The organism is Marinobacter sp. MIT930201 (assembly GCF_047122665.1).
GTDB lineage: Bacteria > Pseudomonadota > Gammaproteobacteria > Pseudomonadales > Oleiphilaceae > Marinobacter > Marinobacter salarius.
The window spans coordinates 4,240,639-4,257,138 of the sequence record NZ_CP138916.1 but is presented as its reverse complement, the minus strand read 5'-3'; the positions used below and the strand labels follow the sequence as shown (position 1 = coordinate 4,257,138).

Annotated in this window: 17 protein-coding genes; 10 read left to right on the top strand and 7 right to left on the bottom strand. The window is 56.9% G+C overall.

Annotated features, from left to right (window positions below):
- Positions 1–406: 406 nt before the first annotated feature.
- Complete coding sequence (locus tag SIC19_RS19360; protein ID WP_036207395.1) at positions 407–2,059, top strand: electron transfer flavoprotein-ubiquinone oxidoreductase; 1,653 nt, start codon at positions 407–409, stop codon at positions 2,057–2,059.
- Between the two features lie 66 nt (positions 2,060–2,125).
- On the opposite strand, the gene SIC19_RS19355 is transcribed toward SIC19_RS19360, so the two are convergent.
- The 6 genes from SIC19_RS19355 to SIC19_RS19330 all read right to left on the bottom strand — a co-directional run bounded on the left by SIC19_RS19355 (position 2,126) and on the right by SIC19_RS19330 (position 6,770).
- On the bottom strand, positions 2,126–2,587 hold the full coding sequence (locus SIC19_RS19355) for an FKBP-type peptidyl-prolyl cis-trans isomerase (RefSeq protein ID WP_007152117.1): 462 nt from the start codon (positions 2,585–2,587) through the stop codon (positions 2,126–2,128).
- Between the two features lie 203 nt (positions 2,588–2,790).
- On the bottom strand, positions 2,791–3,360 hold the full coding sequence (locus SIC19_RS19350; protein ID WP_041333372.1) for a DUF1285 domain-containing protein: 570 nt from the start codon (positions 3,358–3,360) through the stop codon (positions 2,791–2,793).
- A gap of 74 nt (positions 3,361–3,434) precedes the next feature.
- Positions 3,435–3,884 (bottom strand): SixA phosphatase family protein, encoded by a 450-nt coding sequence (locus SIC19_RS19345; protein WP_036207403.1) that lies wholly within the window; start codon positions 3,882–3,884, stop codon positions 3,435–3,437.
- A gap of 27 nt (positions 3,885–3,911) precedes the next feature.
- Positions 3,912–4,979, bottom strand: coding sequence for an NAD(P)H-dependent glycerol-3-phosphate dehydrogenase (locus SIC19_RS19340; RefSeq protein WP_041333371.1), 1,068 nt, complete (start codon positions 4,977–4,979; stop codon positions 3,912–3,914).
- A gap of 76 nt (positions 4,980–5,055) precedes the next feature.
- The gene (locus tag SIC19_RS19335; RefSeq protein WP_036207409.1) at positions 5,056–5,547 is read right to left on the bottom strand and encodes an STAS domain-containing protein; all 492 of its coding nucleotides are present in this window, start codon (positions 5,545–5,547) and stop codon (positions 5,056–5,058) included.
- Between the two features lie 14 nt (positions 5,548–5,561).
- Entirely contained in the window at positions 5,562–6,770 is a 1,209-nt protein-coding gene (locus SIC19_RS19330; protein WP_127401345.1) for a PP2C family protein-serine/threonine phosphatase, read from the bottom strand.
- Positions 6,771–6,884: 114 nt separating this feature from the next.
- Between SIC19_RS19330 and SIC19_RS19325 the strand changes: the two genes are divergently transcribed.
- Positions 6,885–8,351 (top strand): HD domain-containing protein, encoded by a 1,467-nt coding sequence (locus SIC19_RS19325; protein ID WP_127401347.1) that lies wholly within the window; start codon positions 6,885–6,887, stop codon positions 8,349–8,351.
- A 7-nt stretch (positions 8,352–8,358) separates the two neighbouring features.
- Here the strand turns inward: SIC19_RS19325 and SIC19_RS19320 are convergent, their stop codons facing one another.
- Positions 8,359–9,372: an NAD(P)/FAD-dependent oxidoreductase gene (locus SIC19_RS19320; protein WP_126812585.1), complete on the bottom strand. Its 1,014-nt coding sequence runs from the start codon at positions 9,370–9,372 to the stop codon at positions 8,359–8,361.
- A gap of 117 nt (positions 9,373–9,489) precedes the next feature.
- Between SIC19_RS19320 and SIC19_RS19315 the strand changes: the two genes are divergently transcribed.
- From SIC19_RS19315 to SIC19_RS19280, 8 genes are read left to right on the top strand one after another with little or no spacing between them, the layout of a single operon-like run.
- A complete protein-coding gene (locus tag SIC19_RS19315) occupies positions 9,490–10,446 on the top strand; it encodes an acyl-CoA desaturase (protein ID WP_075195778.1) in 957 nt (318 codons plus the stop codon).
- A complete protein-coding gene (locus SIC19_RS19310; protein ID WP_127401348.1) occupies positions 10,443–10,910 on the top strand; it encodes a nuclear transport factor 2 family protein in 468 nt (155 codons plus the stop codon). The genes SIC19_RS19315 and SIC19_RS19310 overlap by 4 nt, the downstream gene beginning before the upstream one ends.
- Positions 10,907–11,707, top strand: coding sequence for an SDR family NAD(P)-dependent oxidoreductase (locus SIC19_RS19305; RefSeq protein ID WP_127401350.1), 801 nt, complete (start codon positions 10,907–10,909; stop codon positions 11,705–11,707). Before SIC19_RS19310 ends, SIC19_RS19305 begins: the two co-directional genes overlap by 4 nt.
- Positions 11,704–12,969 carry an NAD(P)/FAD-dependent oxidoreductase gene (locus SIC19_RS19300; protein WP_127401352.1) on the top strand — a complete coding sequence of 422 codons (1,266 nt, stop codon included), beginning with the start codon at positions 11,704–11,706 and terminating at the stop codon, positions 12,967–12,969. Before SIC19_RS19305 ends, SIC19_RS19300 begins: the two co-directional genes overlap by 4 nt.
- Positions 12,970–12,971: 2 nt before the next feature.
- Positions 12,972–13,895: a DUF1365 domain-containing protein gene (locus tag SIC19_RS19295; RefSeq protein WP_185906440.1), complete on the top strand. Its 924-nt coding sequence runs from the start codon at positions 12,972–12,974 to the stop codon at positions 13,893–13,895.
- Complete coding sequence (locus SIC19_RS19290) at positions 13,883–15,151, top strand: SAM-dependent methyltransferase (protein ID WP_286749015.1); 1,269 nt, start codon at positions 13,883–13,885, stop codon at positions 15,149–15,151. The genes SIC19_RS19295 and SIC19_RS19290 overlap by 13 nt, the downstream gene beginning before the upstream one ends.
- Positions 15,148–15,669, top strand: a complete 522-nt coding sequence (locus SIC19_RS19285; RefSeq protein WP_127401356.1) for a DUF2878 domain-containing protein — start codon at positions 15,148–15,150, stop codon at positions 15,667–15,669. The genes SIC19_RS19290 and SIC19_RS19285 overlap by 4 nt, the downstream gene beginning before the upstream one ends.
- Positions 15,666–16,397 (top strand): hypothetical protein, encoded by a 732-nt coding sequence (locus SIC19_RS19280; protein WP_127401358.1) that lies wholly within the window; start codon positions 15,666–15,668, stop codon positions 16,395–16,397. Before SIC19_RS19285 ends, SIC19_RS19280 begins: the two co-directional genes overlap by 4 nt.
- Positions 16,398–16,500 lie beyond the last annotated feature (103 nt).

Sequence of the window (16,500 nt, the reverse complement as noted above, 5' to 3'; positions counted from 1 at the left end):
CTTCTACGATGAGTTTACAATTGAGAACAGCACATACTTGCAGGACCTGCTGTCTGTCAGGGCGTCATAATACTGCAGGCAAAGGCTACCGGGGTCAATAGTCCCTATAGACGCTGCACCGCCGCGTCAATGGCCAATGAACACCTGTTGACTCCACCTGAGCGTGAGACGATACTAAAAAACGATTCAAAAAACACGTTTTGGCCCAGTGCCACCAAACAATGCCAAAGGTAGACCCAAATTTCAAACAAACGTTTGTTTGATTATTCAATTGCGGTATCCTTTTACTCTATTAAGGCAGGTGCTTTCGCTTTGAGGGAGTCGTCTATACGAGCTTTTACCGGTATGATGACGCCCCTAAGAATTTGCCTGTTGGCATCACTATAAAACAGATGAGGAGACCAACGTGGAACGCGAATCGATGGAATTTGATGTTCTGATCGTCGGCGGTGGGCCGGCTGGCCTCTCGGCAGCCTGTCGTGTCATGCAGATGGCCCAGGAAGCCGAGCAGGAACTGACCGTCTGCGTCGTTGAGAAGGGGTCCGAGATCGGCGCCCACATCATGGCTGGCACAGTGTTTGAGCCCACGGCCCTCAACGAGCTGTTCCCGGACTGGAAAGAGAAAGGCGCACCGCTGAACACGCCGGTCACCCGTGATGACATTTTCCTGCTGAAGAACCAGGAAGGCGCCACCAAGATTCCAAACGCCTTTGTGCCCAAGAACATGCACAACCACGGCAACTACATCATCAGCCTGGGCAACCTGTGCCGCTGGCTGGCCGAGCAGGCCGAAGGCCTGGGCGTTGAGGTGTATCCCGGTTTTGCCGCTTCCGAAACCATCGTAGAAGATGGCCAGGTCAAGGGCATTATCACCGGCGATATGGGTGTGGCCCGTGACGGCTCCGAAAAAGACGGCTTCATGCCGGGCATGGAACTACGTGCCAAGTACACCCTGTTTACCGAAGGCTGCCGTGGTCACCTGGGCAAGCGCCTGATCAACGATTTCAAGCTTGACGAAGGCAAAGACCCTCAGCACTACGGTATTGGTATCAAGGAATTGTGGGACATCGATCCGGCCAAGCATGAGCCAGGCCTGGTTATCCACACAACTGGCTGGCCGTTGAACGAATCCGGCTCCACCGGTGGCTCCTTCCTTTACCATCTGGAAAACGGCCAGGTATACGTTGGCCTGATCAGCGATCTGTCCTACAGCAACCCGCACATGAGCCCGTTCGACGAGTTCCAGCGCCTGAAGCTGCATCCGGAGATCAAGAAACACCTGGAAGGCGGCAAGCGAGTGGCCTATGGCGCCCGCGCCATCACCAAAGGTGGCTTCAACTCCCTGCCGAAGATGAGCTTCCCGGGCGGCCTGCTGCTGGGCTGTGACGCAGGCACCCTGAACAGCTCCAAGATCAAGGGCTCCCACACCGCCATGAAATCCGGCCTGCTGGGCGCAGAGGCAGTGTTTGAAGCGTTGAAGGACGGCAAGAGCGGTGAGGAAATCACCAGTTTCGAAGAGCGATTCAAGGATAGCTGGCTCTATAAAGAGCTGTATGCCGAGCGCAACTTCAGCCCGGGCATGCACAAGTTCGGTAACTTCGTGGGCGGCGCGATTGCCTACTTCGAGCAGAACATTCTTCGGAGCAGCCTGCCGTTTACGTTCCACGACACGACTCCCGACTATGCCACGCTAAAGCCTGCGGACCAGGCCAAGAAGATCGATTATCCGAAGCCGGATAACAAACTGACCTTCGACAAGCTGTCCTCGGTGTTTATCTCCAACACCAACCATGAGGAAGATCAGCCGGTTCACCTGAAGCTGTCCAACCCGGACATCCCAATTAAGGATAACCTGCCGAAGTACAACGAGCCTGCGCAGCGCTACTGCCCGGCCGGCGTGTACGAAGTGGTTGAAGCGGATGACGGCAGTGGCAAGAAGTTCCAGATCAACGCGCAGAACTGCGTTCACTGCAAAACCTGCGACATCAAGGACCCGGCCCAGAACATCACCTGGGTGACGCCGGAAGGTGGCGGTGGTCCGAACTATCCGAACATGTAAATAGTTCCGGGTAGCAAAAAAACGGCCCCAACAGGGGCCGTTTTTTTATGAACAACTATGACGAGATCAGTGAGCGTGACCGTGCTCTTGCTCTTCGTCAGTTGCTTCGCGCGCTTCAACCACTTCCACGTCGAAGTGCAGGGTTTGGCCTGCCAGCGGGTGGTTGGCATCGATGGTGACGGTTTCGTCGCCTACTTCCACGACACGAACGACCTGGGGGCCACCCGGAGTCTGTGCCTGGAACTGCATGCCCGGCTCGATGGTGTCGACACCTTCAAACGCAGAACGTGGGACCGGCTGGACCAGTTCTTCGTTGACTTCGCCGTAACCTTCACCCGGCTCAACAGATACTTTCACCTGATCGCCAGCGTTCTTTTCGTTCAGCGCATTTTCCAGTCCGCCGATAATGTTCTGAGCACCTTCCAGATAGGACAGAGGCTCGCGACCTTCTACACGGGAGGAGTCCAGCTCTTCTCCCTGGTCGTTGGTGAGCGTGTAGTGGATGGTGACAACACGAGGTTGGGCCATGTGATCTCCTTGCGTGTCGCAATGACTGTTTGATGTAAATTTGGGCAATCGAAAGTGATCTTGAACAGCCAGACTGCACAGAGGGACTTACGACCACCGGGCCTCGTTAGAGAGCCAGGCTCGGTAACAAGTTCGAAAATACAGTTTAACAAGTGTCAGACTGCGTTTTCTACCGTGAGTTAGTTGGGACGGCGGCTGGTAATTCAACCGTTATCGGCAATTTTGTAGAAATTTCCGCTACTCCAGACACCTATAACGGTATCTTCACCGGAACTTTCTTCAGTCACCCGGTCGGCCAGATCGTAGTAAGCGGCCGTTACCAGCCTTGCCTCCACACCGTGGCGTAAACCGATGACCGGGCGTGGCTCGTTGGTTCCTTCATAAACCCCAATGTGCAGAGGGTGCTCGTCCCCAACTAACAGTGTCTCTCCTGTGTTGGTAGTTACTGACAGAACCTGATCCTTTCCACTGCCAGAGACTTCAAGAGAATGAGCAAGAATGGCCGTATCTTCGACAGTGATCCGCCACTTCTCAACCGGCGTCACCAGATAATGGTGCCCGTCACTTTCCTGCCGCAGAATCGTCGAGAACAGCTTAACAATGGCGTCCCGGCCGATGGGCTTGCCCTGATACAGCCACTGCCCGTCACGGGCAATCACGATATCAATGTCTCCGGACAGCTCCGGGTTCCATGTTTCGAGCGGTGGCAGGCCTTTTCCGGGAGCCTGTGCACTTTCCACTTGTTGCGCAATTGTCTCGGGCTTCTGGCTCATAAAGGTTATTCCTGTGTGGTTTCACAGAAACTATGGGCGCTGGGGCACCGATTTTAAAGGTCTTATGAGAGATTTCAGGGTAGGAATTGTGCCCGCAAGTCGGCGCAGCCTGGGCCTGCTACAGGCATTTCGAGAACCACTGCCTGAGCGGTCATAAAGGGGATGCCCTTACGATGACCATCCACCAGGAGTGTCGAAAGGCTGCCAACAAAGGGCATATGAGAAATCAGCAATAACGGAGAGGGAGCGGATTCGATCAACTCATCCAGACAACGGCCGGGATCATCATCCGGCGTAATATAATCCTTTTCCGTGACCGGGCAATTCAGAATCTCGGATGCAATCGCAGCGGTTTGCCGGGCCCTGACCAATGGGCTGCACCAAATAAACTCAGGGCGCCAGGGCGACTCCGCAATCTGAGCGGCTACGTCCGCCACCCCGTGGCGACCAAACTCCGTCAGCTCACGCTCCCTGTCGAGAGTGTGCCAACCGGCCTCACCATGGCGCATGACGATCAAGTGCACTGGCTTTCCCTCCGGCTAACCCGAACCTTACTGACTGATGGTTCGTGGAAGAATGAATTCCACATCTGAATTCTGGACCGACATCATCAGACTGTTGATCACTGCACTGATGGAGGCGCCATCGTAAAGAATCTCATAGAGCCCTCGAACCAAAGGCATGTAGATACCAATCGCCTCGGATTTCTCCTTGACCAGTTTCAGGGTATAGATGCCCTCGGCCACCTGGCCCAACTCCGCGACCGCCTCATCCAGCGCCTGGCCGTTACCTACGGCGTAACCAACACGGTAGTTCCTGCTTTTCGGAGACGTACAGGTCACGATAAGATCCCCTACCCCCGCAAGGCCCATAAACGTCATGGGGTTGGCCCCCAGGCTGACCGCAAACCGGCTCATTTCCGCCAGCCCGCGGGTAATCAGCATCGCTTTGGCGTTTTCTCCCAGATTCCGCGCTGACGCCAGCCCGGCAACGATGGCGTAGATATTCTTCAGTGCACCGGCCAGCTCGACGCCATACACATCCACATTGGCGTAGACCCGCAGATATTCGCAGCCAAGCAGTTCCTGAACCGTGCGGCGCACGTCAGGGTCCTTGGCTGCGATAACGGTTGCCGTGAGGTCCTGACTGACGATTTCACCAGCCAGATTGGGACCGCTGAGCACACCAATGCGGGAACGCGGAATTTCTTCCTGAAGGATTTCGCTCATCAGCTTGAAGCCATGCTCTTCGATGCCCTTGGTCAGGCTGACAACGATCTGCCCTTCCCGGAACTCAGAGCTGTTTTCACGAATGACGGAGCGGAAGGCTTTGCTGGGAATGGCCACAAAGACAATTTCAGCCTTACCGACGGCTTCCGGCAGGCTGGTAGTCGGTTGAATATCACCAGTTAGGGTGACATCCGGCATATAGCGGCTGTTGATACCGGTGTTGCGGATTTCATCCGCCTGGGCTTCGTCCCTCATCCAGAAATGGACGGTATGGCCATTCTCCCCCAGCACTTTGGCCATGGCAGAACCGAAACTGCCACCGCCGAGAACCGCTACATCATGGCCGGTCTGGGAAACGTCGGTGGGCCCACGGTTATTTTTCTCAGGCATAGTCGTTCCGTTATGTTTTATGGTTCAGCCCGGTAAACGGCCGGCAGGAATGGAGAACGCAGTGATGACCCCGGGCTCAGCCGGACTCTTCGCATTCCAGGGCACGCACCAGGTTCTTGAATTCTTCCCGGTTACGGCTGTTCAGGCCCATCAGCACACGGTGGGCTTCCAACACCTTATCCCTGACCTGCTGCTCGCTCGCGCGCAATACGGGGATTTCTTCCAGTTCTTCGATGCGGGACGCAGGCTCGCGAACAATGATGAAAATCTTGTCGAAACCCATGGAGGTGATGATTCGGGTTATATCGGGGTTGGTGGATATCATCGTGGGCAGGAAATTACTGCGTTTCTGGGCAGCCATGGCAATCTTGGCCAACAGCCCCAGGGTGGTGCTGTCGATGATCTCGGTTTCGGTAAGATCAATAACCACCGTCTTGAAATCAGGATCCTGGGTAATGGACTCAACCAGATTGTCCAGCGTCGAACACAGGTTCAGCCGGATTTCTCCAATAAACTTAAGGACATAGATGCCCTGTTTTTCAGCTTGCAGGATCTTGTAACCAGCCATTGAATCCACTGCCACTATGTCGACGTCGGGCCATTGGTATCAGGATCGGTATCCGTTACTGATACGATAGCAATATCGTCAGGTAACTCTGTGATCTCGTCGAGATTCAGAGCGTCGCCCAGGGAAGCAATAGTGTGACTACCTCCCGAGACGAGTTCAAGTAGTGTCTTTTCCTTTTCATCCAGGCTTTTGGCCTTGATGACCTCCAGTATACCGTCTGAGAAAAGAATCAGGTGGAACGGCTTGTCCAGTGGAACTTCGTAAACCTCCCATTCCGGCGTCTCGAACAGCCCTACCGGCAAGCCACTGCCTTCGAGGAACTCTGTCCTGCCGCCCTCCAGGGAAAGGATCGGCATCGGGAAATGGGCGCCCACCGAATAGCGAAGGCTCCTGTCAGACGTTGATATGATGCCTACGAACACCGTTACATGCTTGCCCAACCCGGTATCGAGCAGTTCGGAATTAATCCGCTCAAGGAAACGATCGGGAAACAGGATGTCATCACTGGAGCCACGCCTGAGATTGCGCTGGAGGCGGTTGGTCAGGTTTTTCAGCAACACCGTTACGAACGCCGAGCTGGCACCGTGGCCAGACACATCGGCGATATACACCAGCACCTTGTCTTCGGTTATTCGGAAATAGTCCAGGAAATCCCCGCTGAGAAACAGCGAGGGCTTGATGAGGTGATTGACGGAAAAGCCGGAAAGCACCTGTTCCCGGTCCGGCAACATTCTGAGCTGGACCTTACGGCCGGCGCGCTGGTCGGCACGTAATTCCGCAATGCCATCCCGCAAGTCCCGGTTCGCTTCTTCCAGTTCCTGACGATAAAGCTGGTTGAGCCGGTTCACACGTACCCGATCAAACAGCTTGCCAATAACGTCATCGAGGGCGCCACGATCATCGGAACAGGGTTTAAGCACGATATCGGCCGCGCCCGCTCTCAGCGCATTGACGATTTCGGAGGCATCTGCGGTGGAATAGCAGGCAACGATGGGGGTGAAGGTTTCCGCGTCTTCCAGTCGACCGGCAAGCTCACCAATGGCGTCCGGCGACAGGTCGGCAAAAATGATGTCCGGAATATTATCGTCGAACAGGGAACGGGCGGAAGCCAGGTCCGGATAACCGGTAACGTAGAATCCCCTGGCCTCAAGGTATCGACCCAGTTCCGAGCGGGCACGTTCATCCGAATCGATAATAAGAATGCGCTCGGTGCGCGATGTCATGGCGATTGCCCTAAACTACCATCGGTAAACAGGAAATTGGGTTTCTGATACCTATTCTGGCACGCCCCTGTGATATAACAAGACATGTTTGATGTTTTTGGGAGGTTGTAATCTATGAGAAGTGCCGTCAATGACCTGCTCGGGGCTTATGACAAGCTGATCATGGACCCGGTCCATGGCGGAATTCCGCTTTACCGGCATGAAATCAAGGTTATCGACCATCCCCTGTTCCAGCGCCTGCGCAACATTTGCCAGAACGACATCCTCAGCCTGGTTTTCCCGGGGGCGACCCACTCACGCTTCCTTCACAGTATTGGCGTGATGCACGTGGGCACGCGGATGTTCCGCTCGATGATCGACGCCTACCTGCGGGAACGTCAACTCAGCGACCAGACAGACCTTAGCCTCAGCCAGCTTGATGCCATTGACTACCTGGCCAAGACCATCCGCCTGGGCTGCCTGCTGCACGACAGCGGACATTCCAGCTTCTCCCACCAGTTCACCCAGGCGCGGCGCATCCACGACCTTATGTCGCGGCCCGACCGGTTTGATGACCTTTGGAGCGGTGTCGACTATTCCGTGTATCACAGTGAACGCCCGGAAGAACTGGAGCACGAGCACTATTCCGTGAGGGTTGCCCACGAAGTGCTGTCGTCCATTGACCTTGAGACCGCCGGCCTCGATCCAAGAGACGTGATCGGCATCATGGAGACCACGGATGTGCGGCCCAGCGATGCGTTCTGCCGCCACGCACGCACCTTCTGGAATTTCATCGCCGGTAACGACGCGGACTCCGGTATTCTGAGTGAAGCCGACACCCCCCGGCTGGTGATGGACCTGATGTCGTCCATTGTCTCCGGTGAAATCGACGCCGACCGGGCCGACTACATGCTTCGGGACGGCTTTCACTCCTCAGTCACCATCGGTGGTTTCAACCTTGACCACCTGCTGAGCAACCTGCGCTTCGGCTGGGACGTGCGCGAGCCCTGGCTCGGCCTGGCCATTACCCAGAAGGGTCTTGGCGCCTTGGAGGACTTCGTCTACAGCCGCCACCAGATGTACCGCAAGGTCTACGCCCACAAGACGGCCCTGGGTTTCGACTGGCTGTTGCGGGAAGCGATCAACGAAGTGCTTGAAGACCCGGAAATATTTGATTGGGTGGATACCTGCCTGAGCGACATGCGTTACTTCGCAGAACTGACAGACAGCTTCTTCTGGGAGGCTTTTCGCAAAGTGGCGCGGAAAAAGTCTGGCAGTTATTCACGCTGCATTGTGGACCGGGCCAAACTGAACCACCTGGACACCCGTGAAGATCTCACTGTCGCCGGCATCGAGGATCACAGCCGTTGGCTGGCCCGGGAGCTGGACCTGGACCCGGGCGAGGTTGTGACCTGCTCCATGCGGGCACGGTTCTCGAACATCCAGGACAATTTCAACGGCATCAAGGTACTGGTGCGTGATCCGATCAATCGTGCCCGTTTCCTGCGCAAGATTACCGATATCAGCGCCTTCTTCAGCAAGTTCAGCGACGGCACCATCACCCACTTCTACGTTCGGCCAACCGTACTGACCGGCAAGTAAGTTGGGTTTAGTCCGCCAGCATATGCGCGACCAGGCCACTGGCACTGTTGAACGCGCCCTCCACGCGGCCGCCGCTCAGCCAGTCCCCGGCCAGCCCGATGCGCTGGTCGCCATACCAGCGAAAACCGGGTTGCTCCGTGGGCGAGGATTTCGCATAAAGCCACCGGTGCGAAATCCAGTCGTCAGGGCAGACAGTAACACCGGTTACCTTCTTAAACGCCTCAATCATGGCAGCCGACACCTTGTCCGCCGAGGTATTTTCGTGCTCCCGAGACCATTGAGGCGTTGCATGGAGAACCCACCACTGGCCGGAATCGTCCCTGCCCGGTTTGCTCGAGTTATTCGCAATCCAGTCGAGTATCGGGTTCTGGCACCGCATCCCGTCATAGGGCTGTTCCAGCGCCTGCCGAAAATAGACAGCGATTGCCCAGCACGGCTGGATATGGCTAACGTGGTCCTGCATCTGGTCCGAGAGCGCTGTGAGCCTACTGTTGCTGAACAGATCCCGGGTCTGAGCCGGAGGTGCCGTGACGATAACCGCGTCAAAGGGCCCATAAGACTCGCCGTCTGTATCGTTCAGCAACCACTGTTGACCCTGGCGAACCAGGCTATCAATGCGCGTTTGCGCCTGGACGTCTGCAGCGGTGGAAAGCCCGCGGGTGATGGCGGTCATCCGGGGAGCGCCGACGTAGCGGGTCTCTTGCGGGAACGGCTCCCATTGCCCGGAGGTGGTCTGGTAACCAAACCGCCCGGGCCACGGCCTGAAACTGCCTTCGGCATAACGGTTCAGGAAGGCGGAGAACGCAGGATTCCTGATCGTAAAGTATTGCGCCCCGATGTCTACGGAGCCACCCGCAACACGCTTTGCGGCCATGCGACCGCCCGGGCCGCGGCTTTTCTCGAAGATCGTCACTTCATGGTTCTGCTCCTGAAGCAGAAGTGCTGCACTCAGGCCGGCCATGCCTGAACCAACAATGGCAATCCGGCGTATAACAGGCATCTGATCGGTTTGGTTAAACATCGTATAACGTGCATCCAAATTCGGTTGTTGGAACGTAGAACCCGTCAAGCGTCTGGTTGAGATTCTTCAACGCCCAGGCTTTACAGGTTAAACCACGAACGAAAGGGCAATCAGGGTATGACCCGAGTGCAACACTGGCTGACAAACATTCTGAGATGGTTCGACTCCGCTGCGGGTTCGGATCACCTCGACACAAGCTCGCGGGCTTTCAATTTTCTCAGGGTGGTTCCCTTTATAGCACTTCATCTGGCCTGTCTGCTGGTCATCGTCACGGGCACCAGTACCTTTGCGGTCATCTTTGCAATTGGCTTTTTCGCCGTGCGCATGTTTGCCATCACCGGCTTCTACCATCGCTACTTTGCCCACAAAACCTTCAAGACCAGCCGTGTTGCACAGTTTTTCTTCGGCGTCCTGGGCGCCAGCGCAGCCCAACGTGGGCCGCTGTGGTGGGCCGCCCATCATCGGCACCACCATCAACACTCGGACGACGAGAAGGACTTGCACTCACCACACCAAGGCGGGTTCTGGTGGTCCCACGTTGGCTGGTTTACCTGTGACGCGGGCTTTGCCATGGATGAGCGCCGGGTGAAGGACTGGATGAAATTTCCCGAACTCCGCTTTCTCAACCGCTTTGACTCATTGGTACCGGCGGCAGCCGCGGTCGGTATTTATGCCTTGGGTGAAGCTCTGGCGGCGTGGGCGCCCGGCCTGGGCACCAATGGTTTGCAGCTGCTGACCTGGGGCTTCTTCATATCAACGGTGTTGCTGTTCCATGCCACGGTGTCCATCAATTCCCTGTCTCACGTCTGGGGAAAACGCCGTTTCGAGACTTCCGACGACAGCAGGAATAACGTCTGGCTCGCGCTCATCACCATGGGCGAAGGCTGGCACAACAACCACCATCGCTGGCCGCAATCCGTGCGCCAGGGATTCCGGTGGTACGAGGTGGATATGACCTGGTACGGACTGTGGCTACTCGCGCGTCTTGGCATCATATGGGACATGAACCCTATTCCAGAACACATTCAGGAAGAAACCCGCCAACTGGATTCCATGAGGAGGAAACACTCATGAGTACCGCCTCTGTCATCGAAATGGGCAACCAGAATTCATCCGTCCAGGAAACTCTTGGGCGCTTCACGCAACTCTTCAACAACCTCTGCGCCGGCAACATGGCGGAGCTGTCCAGCGTGTACAGCGAAAACGTGACATTTACCGATCCGTTCACGAGCGTGCGGGGAATTGGTGAACTGACAGAATACTTTTCCGGGGCCTACGCCAACGTGATTTCCTGCGGTTTCGACTTCGGCGAGCCCGTGGTCAACGGCGAGGATGTGTGCATTCCCTGGGTGATGCACCTCCGACACAAGCGTATTCGGAAGGGCAACCCGGTTGCGGTGGAAGGCATTAGTCAGTTGGTTATTCGTGAGGGGCGCGTTCTCTCCCATCGGGATTATTTCGACATCGGCCAGTTACTCTACGAAAACCTTCCGTTACTGGGTGGCGTGATCCGTTGGATAAGGAATCAGGCGGGATGAGTGAACGGCTTGGAACAGCATCCAACATCTGGATTACCGGGGCCAGTTCAGGGATCGGCGAAGCCGTTACCCACGCGCTGGTAGACCAGGGGCACCGTTTGGTGATCACCGGCCGACGGCAGGAGGCATTGGACGGCTTGAGCGCATTGGCGCCAGAGCGAGTTGTAGCAGCGCGGGCGGACACCACGAGCCGGGACGACCTACAGGGTATTTCCTCCACCCTGGAAACCCACGGCGACCTCAACATGGCCATCCTCAACGCCGGCACCTGTGAATACCTGGAAATCGCCGACTACGACAGCGCTGTGATTGAAAACAACATCAACAACAACGTGGGGGGCACCGCACGCTGTCTGGATATTGCCTTGCCGGCTCTGCGGCGCACTGTCGCGAAGGGCCAACCGGCGACGCTGGTGATTGTCAGCTCATCGGCGTGGTGGTTTCCCTTCGGCCGCGCCGAGGGGTACGGAGCCTCCAAGGCCGCGCTCACCTACTTTGCCCACGCGCTACGAGCGGATCTGGCGCCCGAAGGCATCGACGTGGTGGTGGTTTCGCCGGGGTTTGTGAAAACGCCGCTGACCGACAGAAACGATTTTCCGATGCCGTTCCTGGTCTCAGCGGAAGACGCTGCAGGGCGTATCGTCAAAGGACTGCGTCAAGGCCGGAACGAAATCGCTTTTCCGAAGCGATTCACCTGGACACTGAAGGCCCTGGGCGCCCTGCCCCAGGGGTTGATTGATCGCATGGCCGCCAGCATGAGCCGCAAAAGCAGGAATGAACAGGAAACCAGTGGATGAGTAACGAACGTCAACGTATTGCAGTCATTGGCGCTGGGGTCTCCGGCCTTACCACAGCCTGGCTCTTATCCGAAAAGTACGATGTGGAGCTGTTTGAAGCCGGCGACTATGCCGGAGGTCACACCAACACAGAGATGGTCACCGCCGGTGGTCGGGAGTGGCCGGTCAACACCGGTTTTATCGTCTTCAATGACTGGACGTACCCCAATTTCATGAAGCTGATGGACCGCTTGGGCGTTGCGTCGGAGGTCAGCGACATGAGTTTCAGTGTTGACTGTCATTCCTCCGGGCTACAGTACAACGGCACCAGCCTGAACACCCTGTTCGCCCAACGCAGAAACCTGCTGAATCTACCATTCCTTCGTATGATCCAGGAGATCCTGCGCTTCAATAACGAATCCCGGGCAGACCTGGCCGCTGGCAACATCGCAGACACCGAAACCCTGGGCGAATACCTGAACCGCAACGGCTACTCGCGCTACTTCCGCCAATACTACATCGTCCCCATGGGGGCTGCGATCTGGTCGGCGCCGGAGATTGTCCTGGAGCAGTTCCCGATCCGATTCTTTCTCCAGTTTTTCAATAATCACGGCATGTTGTCGGTAGACGATCGTCCGACCTGGCGGGTGATTTCCGGCGGCTCCGCGCGCTATGTCGATGCGATGATGGAACGCCTGGGCGAACGCATACATTTGAACAGCCCGGTCAGTTCCGTCGTCCGTGAGCCGGACCATGTGGTGGTCACCGTCAATAACGAGCACCACCACTTTGACCAGGTGGTGTTTGCCTGCCACAGCGACCAGGCCCTCGGCATGATTGCCGATCCTTCCGCCGAAGAACTGGATATTCTTGGTGCCATTACCTATCAACGCAATGATGTGGTGTTGCACACCGACAGTTCGGTACTGCCATCGAATCGCAGGGCGTGGGCGGCGTGGAACTATTTCATACCGCAACACAGCACCGAGCCTGTGTCTGTGACCTATAACATGAACGTACTGCAGAATTTCGATGAGGCACCGGAAACCTTCTGTGTCACCCTCAACCGCAGCCAGGACATTGATCCGGAGCGCATCATAAAACGCTTCGACTACGCACACCCTGTGTTCACCCTGGAGGCCGTGGCCGCCCAGAAACGCTATGACGAAATCGGCGGCCACAACCGCAGCCACTTCTGTGGCGCCTACTGGTTCAATGGCTTTCATGAGGACGGTGTGAGCAGTGCGCTCCGCGTTACTCAGGCTTTGGGAGTGGAGCTGTAGCCATGAACGCTGCCCTACCGCAAAACATGGTCGCCAATCAGCTTCACAGCCAATGGCTGGAGGGCACGATTCGGCATCGTCGCAAGGCACCGGTCCGCCACGAATTCAGCTACAGCACCGGCATGCTGGCCCTGGACCTGCGCGAGTGGCCATCCATAACCCATATCAGCCGCCTGTTCTCCCTGGAACGCTTCAACTGGTTGTCCCTGTACCGCCGTGACTATTTCCGGCCCGAGACCGACAACCTCCTGCAGGCCGTGAGCGATCAGGTACAACAGGCGACGGGATGGCGCCCGGACGGCGCGGTGCAACTCATTACTCATCCCCGTTATTTCGGGTATGTGTTCAATCCGGTCAGTTTCTACTTCTGCTACCACGCCGGCGACCGCCCGGATCATGGAGCCGTGCCCCGGGTCATCATGGCTCAGATCACCAATACACCCTGGAAAGATCGCCATGTGTACTGCCTCGAAACCACAGGCGCGGAACCAACCAGTGCCGGCTGGCGCACTGAGCGCTTCGATTTCAGCAAACGCTTTCACGTATCGCCCTTCAATCCCATGGATCAGCATTACCAGTGGACGTTCAGTTTCCGCGGCCCTGAACTTCGAATCCACATGGGTGTAAAACAGGACGAACGCAAGCATTTTGATGCCACATTGGTGGTCCGACGCACCCCCCTGGATCGTAAAGAACTACACAGGAGCCTTAGGCAATTTCCACTGGAAGCGCTGAAGGTGGTGGGCGGTATTTACTGGCACGCCCTGAAGCTCAAGCTCAAAGGGGTGCCGTTCTTTACCCATCCAAACAAGCTGCCTGAAAACGACCCGGCGCACCGGCGCGGCGCAGAAGACTCAGGCCAGGATGTCACCGAACCCACAGCCCAGAACAAGACAACCGGAAAGGTAAGCTCATGGAGAACCTAAACACCTCGCTTGAATCCACTGGCACTGGCCAGGCGCCGCTCACCAGCCGGTGGGCGAAAGTCCTTGTGTGCCAGCAGCTTTCGCTTCTTGAAGCGGGAACACTGACGATTCGTGAAGCCGGGGCGGAAACCCTGACCTTTGGAGACAATGACAGCCGATTCGCGCCGGCGGAGCTGGTCATCCACGACCACAGCACCTGGAAGGATCTGCTAACGGGCGGCAGCGTGGGTGCCGCTGAAGCCTATGTCGCAGGTGACTGGTCAACGCCGGACCTGGTGGCCCTGTTGCGGTTCTTTACCCGAAACGTTGATCGAATGAACGCCTTCGAGGACCGATTCAGTTGGGTCACCAAACCGGCCTTGAAGGGCCTGCACTGGCTGAATCGCAATACGAAGGAAGGTTCCCGCAAGAACATCAGCGCCCACTACGACCTGGGTAACGACCTGTTCGAGACCTTCCTTGACCCCACGATGATGTATTCCTCCGCCATCTACCCAGGCCCAGAGGCGACGCTGGAGCAAGCGGCGGTTCACAAACTGGATACCATCTGCCGAAAACTGGACCTGCAACCGGGCGACCGGGTGATCGAAATCGGCACCGGCTGGGGTGGATTCGCCGTGCATGCGGCCAAACATTATGGCTGTCATGTGACGACCACGACGATTTCCGCCGAGCAGCTGGAACTGGCGAGAAAAAAGGTCAGCGACGAGGGCCTGGAAGCGCAGATCACCCTGCTGTTTGACGACTACCGCGACCTGAAAGGCCAGTTCGACAAGCTGGTGTCCATCGAAATGATCGAGGCGGTCGGCCCGCAATTTCTGGACAGCTACTTTTCTCAAATCAGCCGCTTGCTGAAACCGGACGGCCTGGCCCTGGTTCAGGCCATCAATATGCCCGAACAGCGCTACAAACGCGCCCTGAAGAACGTCGATTTCATTCAACGATTTATTTTTCCAGGCAGTTTCATTCCCTCTTTTGGCGCGATGCTGGACTCCGTCCGCACCGGTTCGGACCTGGTAATGACCCACGCAGAAGATATCGGCTTCCATTACGCCCGCACGCTGCGGGACTGGTGCGACCGCTTCATGGCGAACCGGGACACGCTCGACAGCCTTGGCTACGACAAGGCCTTCCGCCGCCTGTGGCATTTCTACTTCGCCTATTGCGAAGCCGGTTTCAGTGAACGTGCCATTGGAGTTTCCCAGATCCTGTTCGCCAAGCCAGGTAACAAGCGTGAGAACATCCTGAGCGTATGATCCACAATGATACCCTGCGCAATATCCTGAACTTCGCCCTGTTCCAGGCCGGCTGGTTCGCATGCGTGCTCTATCCGGGCCTGCCGGCTGCCGGTTTCGTGGTCTTGCTATTGGTTTTCCATATGCTGTTTGTCAGCCAGCACCGCTCCACCGAACTGCAGTTTATCGGCGCAGGCACGGTTCTGGGCGGTGTACTGGACGGCATCTGGTTCCAGACCGGCATCCTTGATGATGGCACTGGCAGCGTACAGATCACACCGGTCTGGCTGGTCGGCATCTGGGCCATATTCATGACCACCCTGAGCCATTCCCTGTCATGGATTGGAAGCAAACCCTGGCTGCCCTTTGTGTGTGCCCCCATCGCCGGGCCTTTTGCCTACTGGTCCGCCAGCGCGCTGGGCGCCGTGCAACTTCCGAATCTCATACTTTCTTTGTCTGCGCTGGCATTGGGCTGGCTAGTTGTATTCCCGAGCCTTCTCTATCTCCGCAAGGCCCTCTATCCGGAGCTGATACGATGAGGTCCAGCGCCCTTTTGCTCGCCTGCGCCCTGCCCCTGTCGGCCGGGGCCACCGAGATGCGGTTTACCGGCCAGGCGACGCCGTTGAACGGCGACAACCTGCTCTATGAAGAGCAGCACGTGGTCACAGGCAAGTGCACCGATGGCCTTTTCCGACCCACCTCCCACAACGTGACTTACGTTCGCAGTAACGGTGAGCCATTTGCTGAAAAGACACTGTCTTACGAACAATCGCCGTTACGTCCAGCGATGACCTTCCGACAGCCGGGCTTCAATGAAGTCATGGAGATCCGCAACCGGGATGACGCGACGCTGGAAATCGAGTGGCAGACTCCGGAAGGCGACACGGAAAACTCGACGGTGGAGGTCACCCGGAAACTGGTGGCAGATGCGGGCTTCGACAATCTGGTCCGCAACCACTGGCCCGAGGTCACTTCCGGTGACCGCATCGAATTCGATTTTCTGGCGCCCACACGGGGCAAAGCCTATGGCTTTGTACTGGAGCCTGCGAAGGACGACCGCATCAACGCCACACATACGGTGCTGATAGAGCCCTCGAGCACAATCCTGAGCTTTCTGGTTGACCCGATCCTCTTGGGCTATAACGACAACGGCGCGCTGACGGACTACCTTGGGTTGACCAATATCCGCAAGGATAAGGACTCAAACTACACCGCCCATATCCGCTATGCCGTGGACACCGCTCCGGATTGTGAACTGACCCGCTGAATCCGTCCTTGCAGCCAAGGCGGACACACCGACCTGTTGTGGTAGACTTGCGGTTTCCTGACACACCCTGACAATCGCCAAAACTGCAAAAACAGAAGGTTTC